This window comes from Haloprofundus halobius (assembly GCF_020097835.1).
GTDB lineage: Archaea > Halobacteriota > Halobacteria > Halobacteriales > Haloferacaceae > Haloprofundus > Haloprofundus halobius.
Window position 1 is genome coordinate 405,639 of the sequence record NZ_CP083667.1, and the last position, 17,162, is coordinate 422,800.

The window sequence follows — 17,162 nt, forward strand, 5'->3', positions numbered from 1 at the left end:
GCGCCTTCGTTCGCGGCGGTTCCAAGCGATATCCTGTGAGAGGATACCTGATCGATCAACAACGTATCGACATAAACACAAATCATTAAAGACAGAGTAGTGTGAGCTATTCACATAGAAAACTCCATGTCAGATACAGTCTGCTTCTTCCACACAGTAGCGAGCCTGTCCGACCGGTTCGATTCACTAGCCAGCGATTACATTCAGGACGCCGACACGTTCCACATCGTCGACGAGAGCGTGCTTCAGGAACTCCTCACAGTTGGAGAAATGACGCCCAGCGTTACTCGCCGAATCTGCTCGCAGCTCTCGCTGGCCGAGGACGCCGGAGCGGACGTCGTCCTCGATACCTGTTCCAGCACGTCGCCAGCCGTCGACATCGCGCGCGAGATGGTGGACATCCCCATCATCAAGATAGACGATCCGATGACCGAGGCTGCCGTCGAACGCGGTGAGCACATCTCCGTCGTCGCGACCGCATCGTCGACGCTCGAACCCAGCACAGAACTCGTCCGGAGCAAGGCGGACCAAGCGGGGAAATCAGTCACCGTCGAACCGGTCTTCGTCGACGGCGCGCTCGACGCACGCGAGGGCGGTGACGTCGACCGACACGACCACCTCGTGAGCGAACGCGTGCGCGAACTCGCGGCCGAGACGGACGTCGTCATCCTCGCGCAGGCGTCGATGAGCCACCTTGCACCGACGCTCGACGACGAGGTGGCAGTTCCCGTGCTGTCGAGTCCCGACCTCGCGATGGAGGCCGTCGCCTCGGAGATTCGCTGAACACGCGATCGCGTGAACACTAAAGCGCGACCTGTTAGCGCCAGCCAAGTCCATAATTCGCCATATCCCACCATAGCAAACAAAAATATTTGGATGGTGAGAACGGAACACGACCCCGAAAAAACTCGGCGAGGTGTCGGTCGAGTGCCTGCGGGCCGCGTTCTCGGCTGTCGACGACGCAAAGGAAGCAAAGCGCCTCGTCGTCGCGATTGAGTCCAAGACCGGACCGCGAGTTGCCGACCTCAGCGAACGGAATAGAAGCCCGCGCTCGATGCTGTACTCGTGACTGAATCGGTTCGGAGGAGGTTCGGTCGACGCGGCCGTCAGCGACGATGACCATCCAGATCGACCACCGAAGCTGGCCGAAGACGAACTCGCGAAACTTCGGGCGGATGCGGCGGTGTACTCGACAGACTGGACTACGACGCCGACGAGTGGACCGCCGCTCTCTTTCGACGTCACGTCGAGTCGAAATTCGGCGTCTCGTACTCCGAGGGACACCTTTGACAGTTGCTCTATCGGAGTCGTCGAGTCGACGCGAGGGAGGTTCTGTGCGACCGTCGCAGTCAGTCACGCACACCGCCAGTTGTGTACAATTACTTATATCTGAACGAAGTCGGAACGCGATGACTCGCTTCGGGATGGGAGCGGTAGTGACACCGCCACGACTCACCGTGAGAAGAGCGTACCAGCGCAGATGACGCTCACGGCCTACGAAGAGTCGAAACCCTCTGCCAGCGACGACTGACTGGTATTCCCCATGCGTGGGAAGCCTCGCCGTTTACGGCGAGGAGGATGTCACCGGAGTACTTTTTGGGAGCGGGTCAGGAACCAGTAGGTAATGTACAGTTGGATCACGGCGTACGAGGAACGGGACTGGCAGACGTCGACCGACGGCACGGTCCGATACGCGCTGTTGGGGCTTGGCTGGTGGACAGTCGACGTCGTTCTGCCGGCGATCGAAAACTCGGATCTCGGCGAGGTAACGGTGCTGGTCAGCAGCTCAACCGAGAAGGCGGTAGACGTCGCGGTCGAGAACGACGTGGATCGAGGCATCAGTTACGACGAGTTCCACGATGGAGCGGCCGCCGATGCGTACGACGCCGTCTACGTCGGCACGCCGAACGCGCTCCACCTCGAATACGTCGAGACGGCGGCTAATCTCGACAAACCGGCCATCTGCGAGAAGCCCATGGAATCAACCTACGAACGAGCAGAGAGGATGGTCGAGGCCTGCGAGGCAGCCGACGTGCCACTAATGATTGCCTACCGAATGCACACCAATCCGGCGATTCGGCGTGCGCGCGAGCTTATCGAGGACGGGTTCCTGGGCGAACCAGTCTCTGTTTACGGCCACAACTCCCAGCCACTGCTGGAGATGATTCCGGATCCCGACCAGTGGCGACTGAACTCGGACCTCTCGGGGTACGGCACGTCCGTGATGGACTTGGGCATCTACTCGATCAATACGGCCCGCTTCCTGCTCCGAAAGGAACCGGTGGCGGTCGCCAATGAGATGTGCTCGCTCCACGAGGCCTTCGGCGACGTGCCCGACGAGCGCTCGTCGTCGCTGTTGGCCTTCGAAGACGGCGTGACAATGGTCACGACAGCGAGTCAGAACGCTCACTCGGACTCACAGCTAAAGATCAGTGGAACCGAAGGGCAGATCGAGATCTATCCCGCGTTCCACGGCGAGGCGACGCTGCGCCTCCGTCGCGACGACCTCACAGTAACCGTCGAACACGAGACGTTCGACGCCCAGCGGGAGATGCGTGAGGAGTTAGACTACTTCGCCGACCGGCTGCTCTCCGGGGCGAGCGTCTATCCGGACGGCCGCCACGGCCTGCAAGACATGCGGATCGTCCGTGCGATCCACGAGGCAGGGGAGTCCGGCGAGCGCGTCACGCTGGAGTAGCCATCTCGTCGTCAGAAACTGTCTGTATTACAGCGCGCTGTCGGCGAACCCGCTGTCGACAGTGATGATCTCACCGGTGACGTACGAACTGGCGTCGCTCCCGAGGTGAACCGCCTCGGGGTCAAGCCCCGAGGCACTCGCCTTGCTCATCTGTAGACAATCTGGATAAATCGATGAAAACCTTCGCGTCCCGCCCCGTACGGAAGCCACCAACTGATCACGATCCGGCGGTGTGCTCACCCCGTCGTTTGAGAGAGATATTTTGACGAGTACTGGCAGATTGTGTGGGGAGGGTGGAAGTTACTCGCGCTCGACGCTTCGCTCGGTAGTGTACGATCGGCCGGTGTTCGGAACCTCGTAGCGGTCACCGACGACCTCGACCGTTTCGGCGGCCTCGATGGCGTCGGCGGCTCGGCCGACCCGAACCTCGAACGGGCCGGGTTCGACGACGAGGTCCAGATGTCGGTCGTGAGACGCGAGCTGTGTCACCGAGAGATCGAACGCGACGCGGACCGACTCGTCGGGTTCGAGGTGGATCCGCTCGAATCCCACGAGTTCCTGCACGGGGCGGACCAACGACGGCTCTTCCTCGCTGACGTATAGCTGAACGACTTCGTGGCCGGCGCGGTCGCCGGTGTTCCTGACGGTGACGGTCGCCGTGATCGTCCCTGCGGGTCCGACATCCGTCTCGGAGAGTTCGAGGTCGCCGTACTCGAAGTCGGTGTACGAGAGGCCGTAGCCGAACGAGTAGAGTGGGTCGCTGTCGGTGTAGACGTGGCGCTCGTCGCGGCTGTTGGGCCGACGGCTGTAGTATACCGGGAGCTGCCCAACCGACTTCGGGACCGAGATGGGCAGTCGCCCGCTCGGATTGTGGTCGCCGGTGAGGACGTCGAGGATACCGTTACCTCCCTCCTCACCGGGGAGCCACGCATGGACGACCGCAGCGGCGTGATCGTCGGCCCACGTGATCGAGTGAGGTTTCCCGCTTACGACGACCACCACCAGCGGTGTGCCGGTCTCGTGGACGGCTTCGAGGAGTTCGTTCTGCACACCAGGCAGCGAGAGGTCGGTCACGTCCGCGCCCTCGCCGCTCGTCGGCAGGTACGGCTGGTCTGCGCGGGCGTCTACGTCGCCGGACAGCGCGAGCGCGGAACGGGCACCGACGCAGGCGACGACCACGTCGCTATCGCTGGCAACTGCGACGGCCTCGTCGATGTCGTCGGTCGAGGGGCCGCTGGTCGTACAGCCCTCCGTGTAGGTGACGGCGTCTCCCAGCCGTGACTCGAAGGCGTCCCTGACGGTCACGATGTCGCGGTTCGACTCCTCGTCAGGGTAGTGGGCGGCGTAGGCGTAGTCGCCCAGTTGTCCAGTCGGCGCGTCGGCCTTCGGGCCGATCAGCGCGACCGAATCGGACTGGGCGAGCGGGAGCGTCCCATCGTTTTTCAGCAGCGTCACGGACTCGCGAGCCATTCGCCGGGCGTACTCGCGGTTGGCGTCGGGACCGAACGCCGCGGCGGCCTCGTCGGGGTCCGCGCCGTGCTCCTCGAACAGCCCCTTCTCGAACTTCTGGCGGAGGACTCGCCGAACGGCGGTGTCAACGACCGCCTCGGAGATCCGCCCTTCCTCGACTGCCTCGACGAGCGTGTCGTAGCAATCGATCTTCGGCAACTCCACGTCGATCCCCGCCGAGAGCGCCTGGATCGCCGCCTCCTCGTCTGTCTCGGCGACGCCGTGTTCGGTGATGAGGTGGATCACGCTGAAGTAGTCGGAGACGACCGTGCCGTCGAAGTCCCACTCCTCGCGGAGGATCTCCGTCAGGAGTTCGCGATCGGCCGCACAGGGGACGCCGTCGATGTCGTGGTACGCGTTCATCAGCGATTCGACACCTTCCTCGCGGACGGCCACCTCGAAGGGGTAGAGGTGAACCTCACGTAGTTCTCGCTCCCCGACGTGGACCGTCGGTCGGTTCTTCCCGCCCTCACCGAGACCGTGGCCGGCGAAGTGCTTGACCGTCGCGGAGATACCTTCGCTCGGCTCGTCGCCCTGCAGTCCGCGGACGTACGCTGACGCCATCTCGGCGACCAGTTGGGGGTCCTCGCCGAAGGTCTCCTCGGTACGGCCCCAGCGCGGGTCCCGAGCGATGTCGAGCACCGGCGAGAGGGCGTGGGCGCTCCCTATGGCTAACAGTTGCTCGCGAATTCGCTCGGTCATTCCTTCGACGAGCTCCGGGTCCCACGTACTCGCCATCCCGATAGCCTGCGGATAGGTAGTTCCGTCCGGACCCATGTAACCGCTCAGGCACTCCTCGTGGGGGACGGCCGGGATCCCGAGTCTGGTCTCTTCGACGAGGATCGACTGGATCTCTTCGGTCACTTCGGCGGCGCGCTCGGGTTCGAGGCTCGGGCCGCCACCGATTCGGGTGACGTGCCCGACGCCGTCGGCGAATACCTCGCGGGCCAAGTCCGCGTCGAACGTGCCGTCGTCGATCAAGGCACCCCCCTCGGCGTTGAACCCACTGATAGAGGTCGGTGAGATAGAAGTGAGCTGAGCGACTTTCTCTGTCAGGGTCATCCGTTCGAGCAGATCGGCTACGCGTCGGTCCGTCGAGAGCGATGTATCGCGATACGGTACTGGCTCCTCAGCTGTCATGCGAGTACCAACGCTCGACAACACGTAAATGATTCGGCTTTTCGTATGGTTTGATGTACCACAGGGATACAGATGGAGTGTGAACGACGAGCGCGTGCCGCGGGAGGAGTATCCGCGGCCTCAGCTTCGACGAGAACAGTGGCGTAATTTGAACGGGCAGTGGGCGTTCGAGATCGATCACGGCGCGAGCGGTCGCGCCCGCGGGCTCCCCGATGCCGACGGACTTGCGGGCGAAATCACCGTTCCCTTCGCTCCCGAAAGCGAACTGTCGGGTATCGGCCACACCGACTTCATGGACGCGGTGTGGTACCGTCGTGAGATCGATGTGCCCGAGGAGTGGCTCGGCGGCCACCTCCTGTTGCATTTCGGCGCGGTCGACTACGAAGCGGAGGTGTGGGTGAACGGCGAGTCGGTCGGCAGCCATCGGGGTGGATACACACCGTTTAGCCTGGACATTAGTGATACCGTGACGCCGGGGTCGAACGTCGTCACGGTCTGTGCCGAAGACGATACTCGCTCGCCCGTCCAGCCCAGTGGCAAGCAGAGTCAGCAGTACCACTCACACGGGCCGCTGTACACCCGCGTCACCGGTATCTGGCAGACGGTTTGGCTCGAACCGGTACCAGAGACGTACGTCCAGAATCTCCAGTTCGAACCGGACCCGGAGAACGACGCCGTACACGCCGAAGTAGAACTTGCCGGCGCGCTGCTCGACGGCGAAGTCCGTGCCGAAGTCGCGTTCGGCGATCGTTCGGTCGGCGCGACCACCGTCCGGACAGACGGTCGCTTCGCTGCGTTCACGCTCGAACTGGCCGAGACACACCGGTGGTCGCCCGAGGAGCCGAACCTGTACGACCTCGAACTCGCGGTGCTCGACGACGGCGCGACGGTCGACGCAGTCGAGAGCTACTTCGGACTGCGCTCGGTGACGCTCGGCGAACACCGTGTCTACCTCAACGGCGAACCCCGATTCCAGCGCCTCGTCCTCGATCAGGGGTACTACCCCGACGGGCTCTACACCGCGCCCACCGACGAGGCGCTAATCGAGGATATCGAGATCAGCAAGGAGATGGGGTTCGACGGCGCACGCCTCCACGAGAAGGTGTTCGAGCCGCGCTACCTCTATCACGCCGACCGGCTCGGCTACCTCGTCTGGGACGAGGGGCCGAACTGGGGGCTGACTCACAGCGATCCCGCGGCGCTCGGCCCCTTCCTACAGGAGTGGCTCGAAGTCGTCGAGCGCGATTACAATCACCCGTCGCTGGTGGGATGGACGCCGCTCAACGAGACCGCGTCCGACACCCACGAGGACCTCGTGCGAACGCTGTACCGCGCGACGAAGGCACTCGATCCCACGCGGCCCGTCATCGACACGAGCGGCTGGTATCACGTCGAAACTGACCTCGTCGACGCGCACGACTACGAGCAGGACCCCGAGGCGTTCCGCGAGACCTACGGCGAGACCGACGGGCCGGTCGAGCCCAGCGCTCACGACAGGACGACCTGGGAGACCCTGAGCTACGTCAGCGAGTACGGCGGCATCTGGTGGAACCCCGACGTCGAGGACGGATGGGGCTACGGCGACCGCCCGGCGGACGAGGCCGAGTTCTTCGAGCGCTACCGTGGGCTCACCGAGACGCTGCTAGACAATGAGGACATGTGGGCGCTGTGCTACACGCAACTGTACGACATCGAACAGGAGACGAACGGCCTGTACACGTACGACCGCGAGCCGAAGTTCGACCCCGAACGGATCCGAGAGATCAACGAGCAGCCCGCTGCGTTCGAGCGGCAGTGAAAAGACGGGCTCGTACCGCAACCCGATCGTCCACCGACTGCTGCAATTGACTCCCGATCTGGCTGCCCGCTCACTCGGAGATCGTTCGGAGAAACGGCTCGGACGAGTCGTCGACGTTGCCGGCCTGCACGCGCCAGAAGTTCTTTACGGGAGGATTGTCGGTAGAGACGTCGGAAGTCGTCTACCACGGTCGCATACTTTGGCGGAGTAGAGCTTCGTTTGCAGTCGTCCGAATCAGTCCTCCCACCGTTCGATTCCGAGCAACCGTTCGCCGAGTCCCGAGAGTTCGGCTCTCTCGTATCGTTGCGCTTCTCTGTCCCGGGGGTCCCGCCGTTCCTCAGCCGGCGCCTGCTGTTTCTGCCAGCTCTCGATCCGGTTCTGGCGAGTGCCCTCGTCGCTCGGCTGTGCGGGAAACATACTGATATACTGAGCGAGACGCGGCCGATTCGACTCGTTGTGTCCGTTGCCGTGCGCGAGGAGGCTGTCCCAGATGACGAGATCCCCTCGCTCGCCCGGGATTGACTCGATTTCGTACTGGTCGTCGAAGTCCGGTTCGTAGGGGTCCCTGTCTTCGGGCGCGTTTTGCACCCATTCGTCGAGTTCGCGATACAGTTCTGGAACACACTGGAACCCACCCATCTCTTCGGTCGTGTCCTCGAGGTAGAGAACCCCCTGCACGCCGAACGGGATCGCTGACGTGCCCTGTTCGCTGACAGGCCGCTCGGGAAGCGGCGACGTATCGACGTCCCAGTGGATAAACGACGAACTGTACTCCGGATACTCCTCGCGCCTCGGCGGCGTCATGTTACAGCGGTCGAGACTCACCCAGAGATCGGACTCGCCAAGGAGCTGGTTGAACGCCTCGTACACGTCCGGATGCTGGCGGTTGTCCCAGAGCGCCTGATGCTGATAGAGGTTGACCATACCGGCGAATTGACCGTGAGCGAGTTCGTCGAGGCCCGAAGGCGGGCCGTACCAGGTCTCCGGTTCGTCGGGTGACTTCCCGAGAAAGTCCCAAATTGCGTCGACGGCGGCTTCGCAATGGTCGTCCAAAACGGCCTGCTTGATCTTGACGTACCCGTTCCGGCGGAACGACGATAGCTGGTCGTCTGATAACACTGTCATTCGCCTCGACACAGGCTGTAACCGGTTAAATATCTTTCCTCCACAGTAGACGCTCGGCACAACGATTAAATTTCCATCGCAGACATCGTCGACTCGATAATCGACGAAGCACGGCCCATCGCTTCTCGGAGACGTATTGGCAGTCAACGGCGGTCGACACGGCCGATATACCGATGGAGGCGACACCAACGAACGATCACGGACACTTGCTGGCCTTCTACGGTGATGACATCACCGGATCGACAGACGCGATGGACGCCGACGGCGAGTTCGAGTTGCTAGCCCCGACCACGAAGCCCTCTTCGCGTATATGCGGTCCGACGGTGACGAGCGGGTGCTCGTGGCCCTCAACTTCGACGACGAAGCAATCGCGATCGGCCTGCCGGAAGCGCTCGCCGGAAACGAGTTCGACGTACTGATCGGCAACTACACAGACGAGACGGTTTCCGCCGTCGACGAGGCGCTGCGTCCCTACGAAGCCCGCGTCTACGAGCAACGCTGAGCCGGCAACTAACGGCAGATTTAGGACGTTCAGATGTCGATACCGCGGTGGGCGGTCACGAATCTGTAAACGATTTGGGCGGCTTTACCGCGGGTGAGCGTCACCTCATCGGGGACTCCCACCTCTGACGCAGCAGCCGCCGGATCGGTGTCCGTTTCGAGTTCGTCTGCGAGCGTCGCGAGGAAATCCTCGCTGCTGACCGGTTCGGCGACAGATCGCTCCTCAGGAGTTGGCAGTTGACGGGCCCGTTCCGACGCATCACCGTCACCGGAAACGAGGTCGATGGTCGCCGCAGCCCACACGTCGGCCGTCGCAGCGTCGAGGGGGTCGTCGGGTCGGGCCGCATAGCCGTCGAAGAAGCCTTTCGCGCCGAGGACCTGAACAGCCGCGGCCCACGGCTCGTCGGCCGTCGAATCGGCGTCCGTGAAGTAGGTGAGCATCGTCCCGGCTTCGGCCAATTCACATTGGAGGTCGACGAGATCGAGGGTCCCGGGGAGCGCGTGCGTGCGAAGCGCGCAGGCGGCGGCGACGCCGGCGGCCTCGCCGAGCTGAAACCACGTCGGTTCGAGCCGAACCGTCTGGAATCCGACGTGGCTGGCCGACAGCGCGACCGGCACCAGCAGATTGTCGAGCCCCTCGGGAAGCAACGTCCGATAGTCGATCTGGGAGGGGACGGTCGACTCGGTCAAGAAAAATCGGCCGTCCGAGGCGGTCCCGGTGCGTCGGACTGCCTTCACGTCGTGGGGGTCAAGCGGGAACTCCGCGATGGCGACCGACCCGTCGTTGACCGGCGCGCGGTCGAGTTGTTCGGCGAGGAAGGCGTCGTGTTCCGTGAACGTCTCACGCCCCTCGATACGGCGGGCCTCGCGGACGTAGAGCTGGAACGGCTTGTTGTCGTTGTCCTCGAACTCGTCGGTCGCGAGCCCCCATTGCCGAGCCTCGCGCTGCGCGCGTTCGGGAACTGCGTCGTCATTCTGGAGGAAGTAGATGAAGCCGATAGCGTAGTCGAGGTGCTGCTGGGCGATCTCGTGGCGCGTCTCCCAGTCGGCCTCGGGATACGCGTGGGACTCACCAACGAGATCGCAAGCATTCATGTCCCGTTTGTCGTTGGGCAGGTTCCCCCAGACGAACTCCTCACCCTCCTGTTCGAGATGGATGTCACCCGCGAGACCTTCAGGGGACCGGTCCAGCAGGCGCGTCTGGGCCGGCAACGGCAGAAGTTCGTCTTCGACCGGATCGGAGCCCCGATACACATCGTCCGCCAACGGGACCCAGCGGTCGTCGTCGTCGACGGCAACGGGAGGTTCGTTTCGGTCGTACCAGCGCCGCATGGCAGTTGCGAGTTCCGGGGCCGACCGGTCCGAGAGTCCGAACGCCATGGGATCCTCGACGCTCCGTTCGTCGAGCAGTTCGCGCATCTTCTTGAGGTCGTGCAGTACCCAGAGGTACTCCCGTCTGTCGTAGCCGTCGGGTTTCTCCGGGTAGCGCATGTTGTCCGGGTCGCTACTCAGACAGATGCGGTAGTTGTACGACTGGACGGCGTCGTCGCCCTCGCCCGTGCTGCCGGACCCGATCGTCGTCACGTCGTCGGCGTTCGTGAACACGGTACCGGCGAAGCGTTCGTCGTACTCCTCGCGGGCCTCACGACCGACCCGATAGGGAACCCCCGCTGTCGCCGCCAGATCACCCTCGTAGGTCGCGTCGATAAAGGTCTCGGCTCTCACCGTCATCGTTCGATCGTCGTGAGAGGCCTCGAACGTAACGCCCGAGACGGTCCGCCCAGAGCGTTCTGCGGCGACCGGGTGCCACTCGCGTTCGACATCAAGCGTCTCTTCTGCATCGACAAGCGCGTCGAATACTCCTTCTGCAACGTGGGGTTCAAAGACAAGACCATCGTTACAGGTCCGATACTGAGCCGAATCGGGTCCATACTCTTCTCGGTAGTGTGTTGCAACTCGCTCAAAGAACTCGTCGAGGACTGGTGACCGGCCCTTGCTAGGATGCAAGAGTGTGTCCGTCATCCCGAGTCCACTCGCCATCATACCACCGAGGTGATCGTTGTACGCGATCAGGAGCGTGTCGAGATCTGACCGGGCGGCGTGGACCGCTGCACCGATGCCCGCAGGTGTTGCTCCAGTCACTACAACGTCGTACTGTTGCATACCTCGATTGCCTGGTCGGACCAACATGAGTATTTCTTCTCCACAAATGGTGAAATTTGACGCTATCGTATCGTACGAACCTCATCGATCGGGGAAGGAGGTCCTACGACAAGCGACGGATCTGTTCACCTAGATAGAACGCCGGCACGGGTGTTCTGAACCTGAAGCGCGCCTGGCAGTCCGAGACGCTCTCAGTCGACTTACGACCGACGCAAAATTATTAATAAGAAGAAAGCGTGGAATAATGCTAAACCGAGTATTTTTGTTACAGATAGAATAGAGAGAATATATAGCACAAATTGGAACAAATAACGGCCTTACTGAGATATGTGTCACATATACACCGCTGTGAAAGATTCAGAAGCATAATTATGAATTAAAACGGTGTTCAGCTTGGGTGAACAATCGTCCTTTTAGAGACGACAGGAGACGGCGTGTAACAACGAACATGCCACCGAATAGAAAACACGAGCGCGACTATAGATCAGTAAGGAATTTAGCACCGAGTTCGAGGGACATGAGGGAGTTATCCAGTTCGTCGTGTTCATAGACGAACTGATTTACACCCGCTGCCAGGGCTGCGTCGACACACGAAGCGAGATCGACGTTACCCTCTCCGACCTCAACAGATCGTTTCTCCGCGATATCGACGTCCTTGACGTGGAGAATTCGAGTCGATCGCCTAGCGCCTCGATTCGCTCAACCGGTCATCGCCACCTGCGGCGACCCAGCGGACCGAGATGCGCACTAGGAACCGTTAGACCGGTTGAATCCAGTATCCACTTGACACTCTCCAAGTCGGCTTCCGGGAACCGATGGAGAAATTCGACGCCGTCGTATCCTGCGTCTGCGCACAGTTCGAGTACGTCTGACAGCGTATGTGTCTTCTCGAAATCGCTGAGGGTAAACAGATTGATTGCCGTTTACATCGTGAAGTCCGCACGCGGTAAACATATGTTTAACAGTCACCAGCGGGAGGGTCCCAACGTCTGAGACACCCGTCAGTTAGCAGCGTCGACGAGATCCTTGTTCTGACTGTCTGAACAGGTGTCCAAACGAGGCGTGTATCCGATTATTGGTTGAGTGCGAATATCAACTATACTACAATATTGTACTTTTCATAGGCGATTACAATCCTATGGTTGTAATGGCAAGCCTTACGCGACCGCGACGGGCGGAGCTATCAATAACGTATCGGCGAGCGTATCGGGGAGAAACGCCGTGCTTGGTGTGGAGACGCCGCCGACGGTGTCGGGCGGTGCCGAGCGGTGCGCGCTAGCTCGGCGTCGGCCGGTCGAACGCGTCCGCGAGGCGACCGTCCGCGAGCGCGAGCACCGTCTTTACCCGAGTCTTCTGGAGGTTCAGGTCCGAGTAGTAGCATCCGAGTTCCTGCAGCGTCCGCTCGCTCCCCCGGAACCCGTACGTTCGACGGGCGAGCCGTCCCTCCGGACAGCGAGTCGTCGCGACGACCGGGACGCCGTCGTCACGCAGCGTTTCGAGGGCGGGGAGAACCTTCGGCGGGACGTGACCGGCACCCATCGCCGCGAGACAGACCGCGTCGGCGTCGCGTCCGAGTCGAAGTACGGAGTCGCTCATGTCGAGGGTCGCGACGCAGGTGAGGACGGTCTCGGGAAGGTCCGACGACAAGGGTTCGAACGTCGGGTCGGGGCTCTCGGGGTATCGCCGCCACGTGACGCGGTTCTCGTCGACAGACGCGAGCGGCCCGAACTCCGGCGTCTGGAACGTGTCGACGTTCATCGAGTGCGTCTTGACGACCTCACGCGCGGCGTGCACTCGGTCGTTGAACACGACGAGCGCGCCCTGTTCTCGGGCCGTGTCACTGAGGACGGTCCGGACGCTGGCGAGCAGGTTCGCCGGTCCGTCCGGACCGGCCTGCGAGGGCGTGCGCATCGCCCCGGTGAAGGCGACCGGCGTCCCCCCGTCGTAACAGCAGTCGACGAAGTACGAGGTCTCGTCGAGGTTGTCGGTCCCCTGCGTGACGACGACGCCGTCGACGTTCAGGTCGTCGTCGAGTTCCGCCAGGCGGTCGACGAGTTCTAGCAGATCCTCGAAGGTGAGATACGGACTCGGGACGGTGCTGAAATCCTCGGTTTCGACGTCTGCCAACGCGCCGAGCGCCGGAACGGCGGCGACGAGGTCGTCGCTCGTGAGGTCGGGGTTCGTATCGGCACCCTCGTCTTCCGTCGACGCGATCGTTCCGCCGGTCGAGATAATCCGTACGGGCATTCGCGAGAGTGTGTCGCGACTGTACTTAGTCTCTCGCCTCCGAGTTCGGCAGTCCAGTCGTCCGACCGGCGTAGGCGAGGGGTACGACTGGGTGGGAGAGTCCGGTCGTGTTCGCGGTGATACATTTATAGTCCGGACGGGAGCATGAGCGTATCTCGATACTCGCAGCCATCTGTGAGGAGGGACATTCGGAACACGTCGTCTCCGTCGCGTACGATTTAACCACCGCGTACGGAGAGCCGCTCGTCGTCTTGCACGTCGTCCCCGACGAGGGCTTCGAGGCGCACAAACAGGCGATAGGGAGCGTCGCCGACTTCTCGGACGTCTCGTTCGAACAGGAAGAGGACAGCGCGGCACGGTACGCGAAACGGGTCGTGGAGCAACGACTCGACCAGTTCGACGAGAGCGTCGTCGAGACCCGTGGACGCGTCGGCGACCCCACCGACCAGATACTGGCTGAGGCCGAGCATCTCGACGCGAGGTTCGTCGTCGTCGGCGGTCGACGTCGGTCGCCGGTCGGGAAGGCCATCTTCGGCAGTACGACCCAGGAGGTCCTGCTGAGCGCCGACTGTCCGGTCGTGACTGCGATGACCGACTGAATATGGAGCCGAACTCGGGGCGCACGTTTAAGAGGTGCGCGGATACAGAAGTGGTATGACAGCGAGACCCGCGGTTCCGCTCGCTCGTCGCGTCGATGACATCGACGAGACGATGATTCGAACGATGTACGACCTCGCCGAGCAGCAGTCGGGCGACCTCGTGCGACTGGAGATCGGTGAACCCGATTTCGACACGCCCGAACACATCGTCGAGGCTGCGGCGGCGGCAGCACGAGACGGTGCCACGCACTACACGCACAACGCGGGTCTCCCCGCACTCCGTGCGGCCATCGCCGAGAAGATGGAGCGCGACCACGATCTCTCGATCGAGCCGAGTCAGGTAATCGCGGCAGCGGGCGCGACGGAGGCGCTGTATCTCACGTTGTTGACCACCGCCGAACGGGGAGACGAGGTGGTTCTCCCCACGCCGGCGTGGCCGCAGTACCGCCTCCAGATTCAGCTCGCGGGCGCGACGCCCGTCGAAGTCGCGCTCTCGGCGGCGGACGACTTCGACCTCGACGTCGACCGCGTCGTCGACGCCATCGGCGACGACACCGCTTGTGTCGTGCTCAACTCACCCTCGAATCCAACGAGCCAGGTGTACGACCCCGAGGCGGTCGAAGCCGTCGTGGAGGCGGCGGCCGAGCACGACGCAGTCTCGCGGCCGACCTCGACGCGAACAACGTCGTCGTCATCAACGCCTGCTCGAAGCAGTACGCGATGACTGGCTGGCGACTCGGTTGGCTCGTCGGCCCCGAACACCTCGCGAGGGGGGCCATCAAGCTTCACCCCGGGACATCGTCCTGCCCGTCGAGTCTCTCCCAACACGGCGCCATCGCTGCGCTCACCGGACCGCAGGACGGTGCCGAAGCCATGTGCCGGGCGTTTCGCGAACGTCGCGACTACGTCCAGAGCCGCGTCGAAGCGATTCCAACGCTCTCCTGTCCCGTCCCCGACGGCGGCTTCTACGCCTTCCTCGACGTCCAGTTGTTGGACGGTACGAGCTTCGAGGTGGCCGAACGCCTTCTCGAAGAGTACGGCGTCGTGACCGTTCCGGGCGAGGGGTTCGGCGCGGGCGGGGAGGGGTCGATCCGGGTGAGCTTCGCGAGCAGTCTGGAGGAACTGGAGGAGGGGTTCGACCGCATCGAGCGGTTCGTTCGCGACGAGGGAGTCTGATCCACTCTCGGACCACCGTACTGGTCGGGTGTACATCTCCTCCGCGTCGTCTTAAATACTTGCGAAAGAAGGGTGTCGAATCGAATACTGCGTAGTAGCACACGCTCGCCGCGAGTTGCCACAGGAACACGGACGAGACTATTCGATAGACACCCATTGAGCGAGACTTCGTCGGCGACGAAACTAAATCCTGTCCGTCTCGGCAACACCAACTTCGGTCCGCAGGAGGTAACTCCGAACCTTGGACGAACGCGATCTCGGGGAGGGGGAAACCGCACCCCCTGAGGATGATGCCTTCTATTAGTTCTCCCTGTGGTATCCCGACGAAAAGGGAGTGTGCTCTGAAACTAGCCCATCCTCCGAGACTGTGGGAATCCACAGGGAGCATTTACATATCGCAATATGAGGTTTATTCAGGATACGACAGCCACAGCCCCCCACGATCGGTGTTCACACAGACTGGAGGAGTCAGTTGGTTCCCAAAATATATACGTTATCTGTCTGAACGAGTCTATCAGCAGAAAATGACCGTCTTAGAAAGTGAAGCCCGCAAGGCGGGACGGCTACCCGGGGTTCGGCGCCGACGATATCGGAAGCCGCGGAGGGAGAACCGTGGGTGAGACGCCGAATCCGGCAAGCGAAATCGAGAGCAAGACCGTCGACGACGTCTCCTGGACGCTCCTCGACCTCGACGAACTCGTCGACGCGTACTGGACCGTCGTCGCGCCCCAACTGGAGGCCGACGGAATAGACCCTCGACGCGACAGGCCGACACATCGATGGCTTCGAACACACGACCTGCGTCCGTTGCTGTACGCTCTCCGAGAGTACCACGACAAGACGTTCGCCCAGTTTTGGGCGGAGGACCTGGAACTCGAAGCGAAAACCGGGGGGTACGACTGGGCGTCCGACGACGACCGAACCGTCGAGGCCGTCGAATCATTCCTCTCGTCGCGACGCGAGCGCAAGGGACTCGCTGAGTCCTCCATCGAGACGCTCCGGTATCGGATCAATCGGTACATCCGCGCGTATCGAGCGGAGAACGGGACAGGTGACCTCCTGACCCCGGTCGCACGAGATAGTGAGACCCCCGCTTACGAAGCGGTAGATGCGTGTTGGGCGGCGTTCGACCGCCTCCACGGCGACCTCGACAGCGGTCGGACCAAACGCCGAATCCACCTCGCCGTCTCGAACTGGTACGCTCACCTCGTGCGGCGCAAGTGGGCGCGGATGAACCCCGCTGACGGCCTCGACGACGAGTTTGACTGGTCCGGATCGACCAACGGTGACGAAGACGCCGACACCCCATGTTTGTCGAGCGAGCACGTGAGTGCGCTCTATCGCGCCGCCGCCGATGGGGAGGAGCGGCTCCTGGTGCTCGCGCTCTGCGCGTGGGGACTCCGACCGAACGAAGTCGCCCGTCTCCACGTCGGTCAGTTCGTCCTCGACGTTCCCGATGACGACGTCCCGTACATCGACTTCCGCGCGCGGAAGAACGGTCCCGGTGAAGTCTCGCTTCTGTACGGGCGCGCCGAACTCGAAAACCGAATCGCTGAGGAAGCCGACAGCGACGAGTGGGAGGGGCACCTGTTTCCGTCGCCGCACGCTTCGCGCGAGCACATCTCCCGGTGGACCGTCTGGAACCGATTCAACCAACTGGCCGAGCGCGCGACGTTACCCGACGAGATAGACGGCGTCTCGCCCGCTCCGAAGATGGGACGACGGTTCTGGTACGACGCGTACGCCTCGTCGCTCGACGTGGTCCTCGGGAGCCTCGACGAGATCGCCGCCGAACAGGGGAGTTCGAGCGCCGAAGTCGTCCTGCAGAACTATCTCTCGGATGCCCGAGCGCGACAGCTTCGACGCGACTATATGCGTGAGCGGTTGGCCGAAGCGTTCGAGACCGAACCAAGAGAGAACGTAACTGGTGGATGAACTCCAGCTCTGAGCTGGGAACGCGTCACGAACGGTGTTCATCCAACTCAGCGACCCCAGTCATCGATATTGTTCTTCACATGTGTTCGAGTCGTGTGTGAATGAGTGAAGACATAAAATGGTGTTTAGCGGTGGTGTTCAGGTATAGTATTCAGCGATGGTGTTCAGGGATAGTGTTCAGAGATGGTGTTCAGTACATACATTCAATACAACACAAGTTGAAGTTCACGATAGCCAGCGACCGATTCGCTCGATGTCGCAAGTGACCGAA

Annotated in this window: 12 protein-coding genes and 1 pseudogene; 8 read left to right on the top strand and 5 right to left on the bottom strand. The window is 62.2% G+C overall.

The window, feature by feature from the left end; translation table 11 throughout:
• The first annotated feature begins 126 nt into the window (after positions 1 to 126).
• Together LAQ74_RS18805 and gfo6 are read left to right on the top strand one after the other, a co-directional pair.
• Positions 127 to 783 carry an aspartate/glutamate racemase family protein gene (locus LAQ74_RS18805; RefSeq protein WP_224337765.1) on the top strand — a complete coding sequence of 219 codons (657 nt, stop codon included), beginning with the start codon at positions 127 to 129 and terminating at the stop codon, positions 781 to 783.
• Between the two features lie 841 nt (positions 784 to 1,624).
• Positions 1,625 to 2,698 (top strand): D-xylose 1-dehydrogenase Gfo6, encoded by a 1,074-nt coding sequence (gene gfo6, locus LAQ74_RS18815; RefSeq protein ID WP_224337767.1) that lies wholly within the window; start codon positions 1,625 to 1,627, stop codon positions 2,696 to 2,698.
• 27 nt (positions 2,699 to 2,725) lie between these two features.
• Here gfo6 and LAQ74_RS18820 read toward each other — a convergent pair.
• Positions 2,726 to 2,812, bottom strand: a pseudogene (locus LAQ74_RS18820) (SDR family NAD(P)-dependent oxidoreductase); the annotation flags it as partial.
• A 186-nt stretch (positions 2,813 to 2,998) separates the two neighbouring features.
• Complete coding sequence (locus tag LAQ74_RS18825) at positions 2,999 to 5,347, bottom strand: glycoside hydrolase family 3 N-terminal domain-containing protein (protein WP_224337769.1); 2,349 nt, start codon at positions 5,345 to 5,347, stop codon at positions 2,999 to 3,001.
• A 79-nt stretch (positions 5,348 to 5,426) separates the two neighbouring features.
• On the opposite strand from LAQ74_RS18825, the gene LAQ74_RS18830 reads away from it, so the two are divergent.
• Positions 5,427 to 7,145: a glycoside hydrolase family 2 protein gene (locus tag LAQ74_RS18830; RefSeq protein WP_224337771.1), complete on the top strand. Its 1,719-nt coding sequence runs from the start codon at positions 5,427 to 5,429 to the stop codon at positions 7,143 to 7,145.
• A 234-nt stretch (positions 7,146 to 7,379) separates the two neighbouring features.
• Here the strand turns inward: LAQ74_RS18830 and LAQ74_RS18835 are convergent, their stop codons facing one another.
• Positions 7,380 to 8,270, bottom strand: coding sequence for a phytanoyl-CoA dioxygenase family protein (locus LAQ74_RS18835; protein WP_224337772.1), 891 nt, complete (start codon positions 8,268 to 8,270; stop codon positions 7,380 to 7,382).
• Positions 8,271 to 8,508: 238 nt separating this feature from the next.
• Here LAQ74_RS18835 and LAQ74_RS18840 point away from each other — a divergent pair, with 238 nt between their 5' ends.
• Entirely contained in the window at positions 8,509 to 8,772 is a 264-nt protein-coding gene (locus LAQ74_RS18840; RefSeq protein WP_224338084.1) for an alpha-glucosidase C-terminal domain-containing protein, read from the top strand.
• Between the two features lie 29 nt (positions 8,773 to 8,801).
• Here LAQ74_RS18840 and LAQ74_RS18845 read toward each other — a convergent pair whose 3' ends face one another.
• Together LAQ74_RS18845 and LAQ74_RS18850 are read right to left on the bottom strand one after the other, a co-directional pair.
• Positions 8,802 to 10,961, bottom strand: a complete 2,160-nt coding sequence (locus LAQ74_RS18845; RefSeq protein WP_317987395.1) for an FAD-dependent oxidoreductase — start codon at positions 10,959 to 10,961, stop codon at positions 8,802 to 8,804.
• A 1,248-nt stretch (positions 10,962 to 12,209) separates the two neighbouring features.
• Positions 12,210 to 13,181, bottom strand: a complete 972-nt coding sequence (locus LAQ74_RS18850; RefSeq protein ID WP_224337776.1) for an asparaginase — start codon at positions 13,179 to 13,181, stop codon at positions 12,210 to 12,212.
• A 170-nt stretch (positions 13,182 to 13,351) separates the two neighbouring features.
• On the opposite strand from LAQ74_RS18850, the gene LAQ74_RS18855 reads away from it, so the two are divergent.
• The 4 genes from LAQ74_RS18855 (at position 13,352) to LAQ74_RS18865 (ending at position 16,891) form a co-directional block, all read left to right on the top strand.
• Positions 13,352 to 13,780 carry a universal stress protein gene (locus LAQ74_RS18855; RefSeq protein WP_317987400.1) on the top strand — a complete coding sequence of 143 codons (429 nt, stop codon included), beginning with the start codon at positions 13,352 to 13,354 and terminating at the stop codon, positions 13,778 to 13,780.
• Between the two features lie 55 nt (positions 13,781 to 13,835).
• The gene (locus tag LAQ74_RS20505; RefSeq protein WP_317987396.1) at positions 13,836 to 14,504 is read left to right on the top strand and encodes a pyridoxal phosphate-dependent aminotransferase; all 669 of its coding nucleotides are present in this window, start codon (positions 13,836 to 13,838) and stop codon (positions 14,502 to 14,504) included.
• On the top strand, positions 14,501 to 14,956 hold the full coding sequence (locus LAQ74_RS20510; protein ID WP_317987397.1) for an aminotransferase class I/II-fold pyridoxal phosphate-dependent enzyme: 456 nt from the start codon (positions 14,501 to 14,503) through the stop codon (positions 14,954 to 14,956). Before LAQ74_RS20505 ends, LAQ74_RS20510 begins: the two co-directional genes overlap by 4 nt.
• A 612-nt stretch (positions 14,957 to 15,568) precedes the next feature.
• A complete protein-coding gene (locus LAQ74_RS18865) occupies positions 15,569 to 16,891 on the top strand; it encodes a tyrosine-type recombinase/integrase (RefSeq protein ID WP_224337777.1) in 1,323 nt (440 codons plus the stop codon).
• Positions 16,892 to 17,162: the final 271 nt, after the last annotated feature.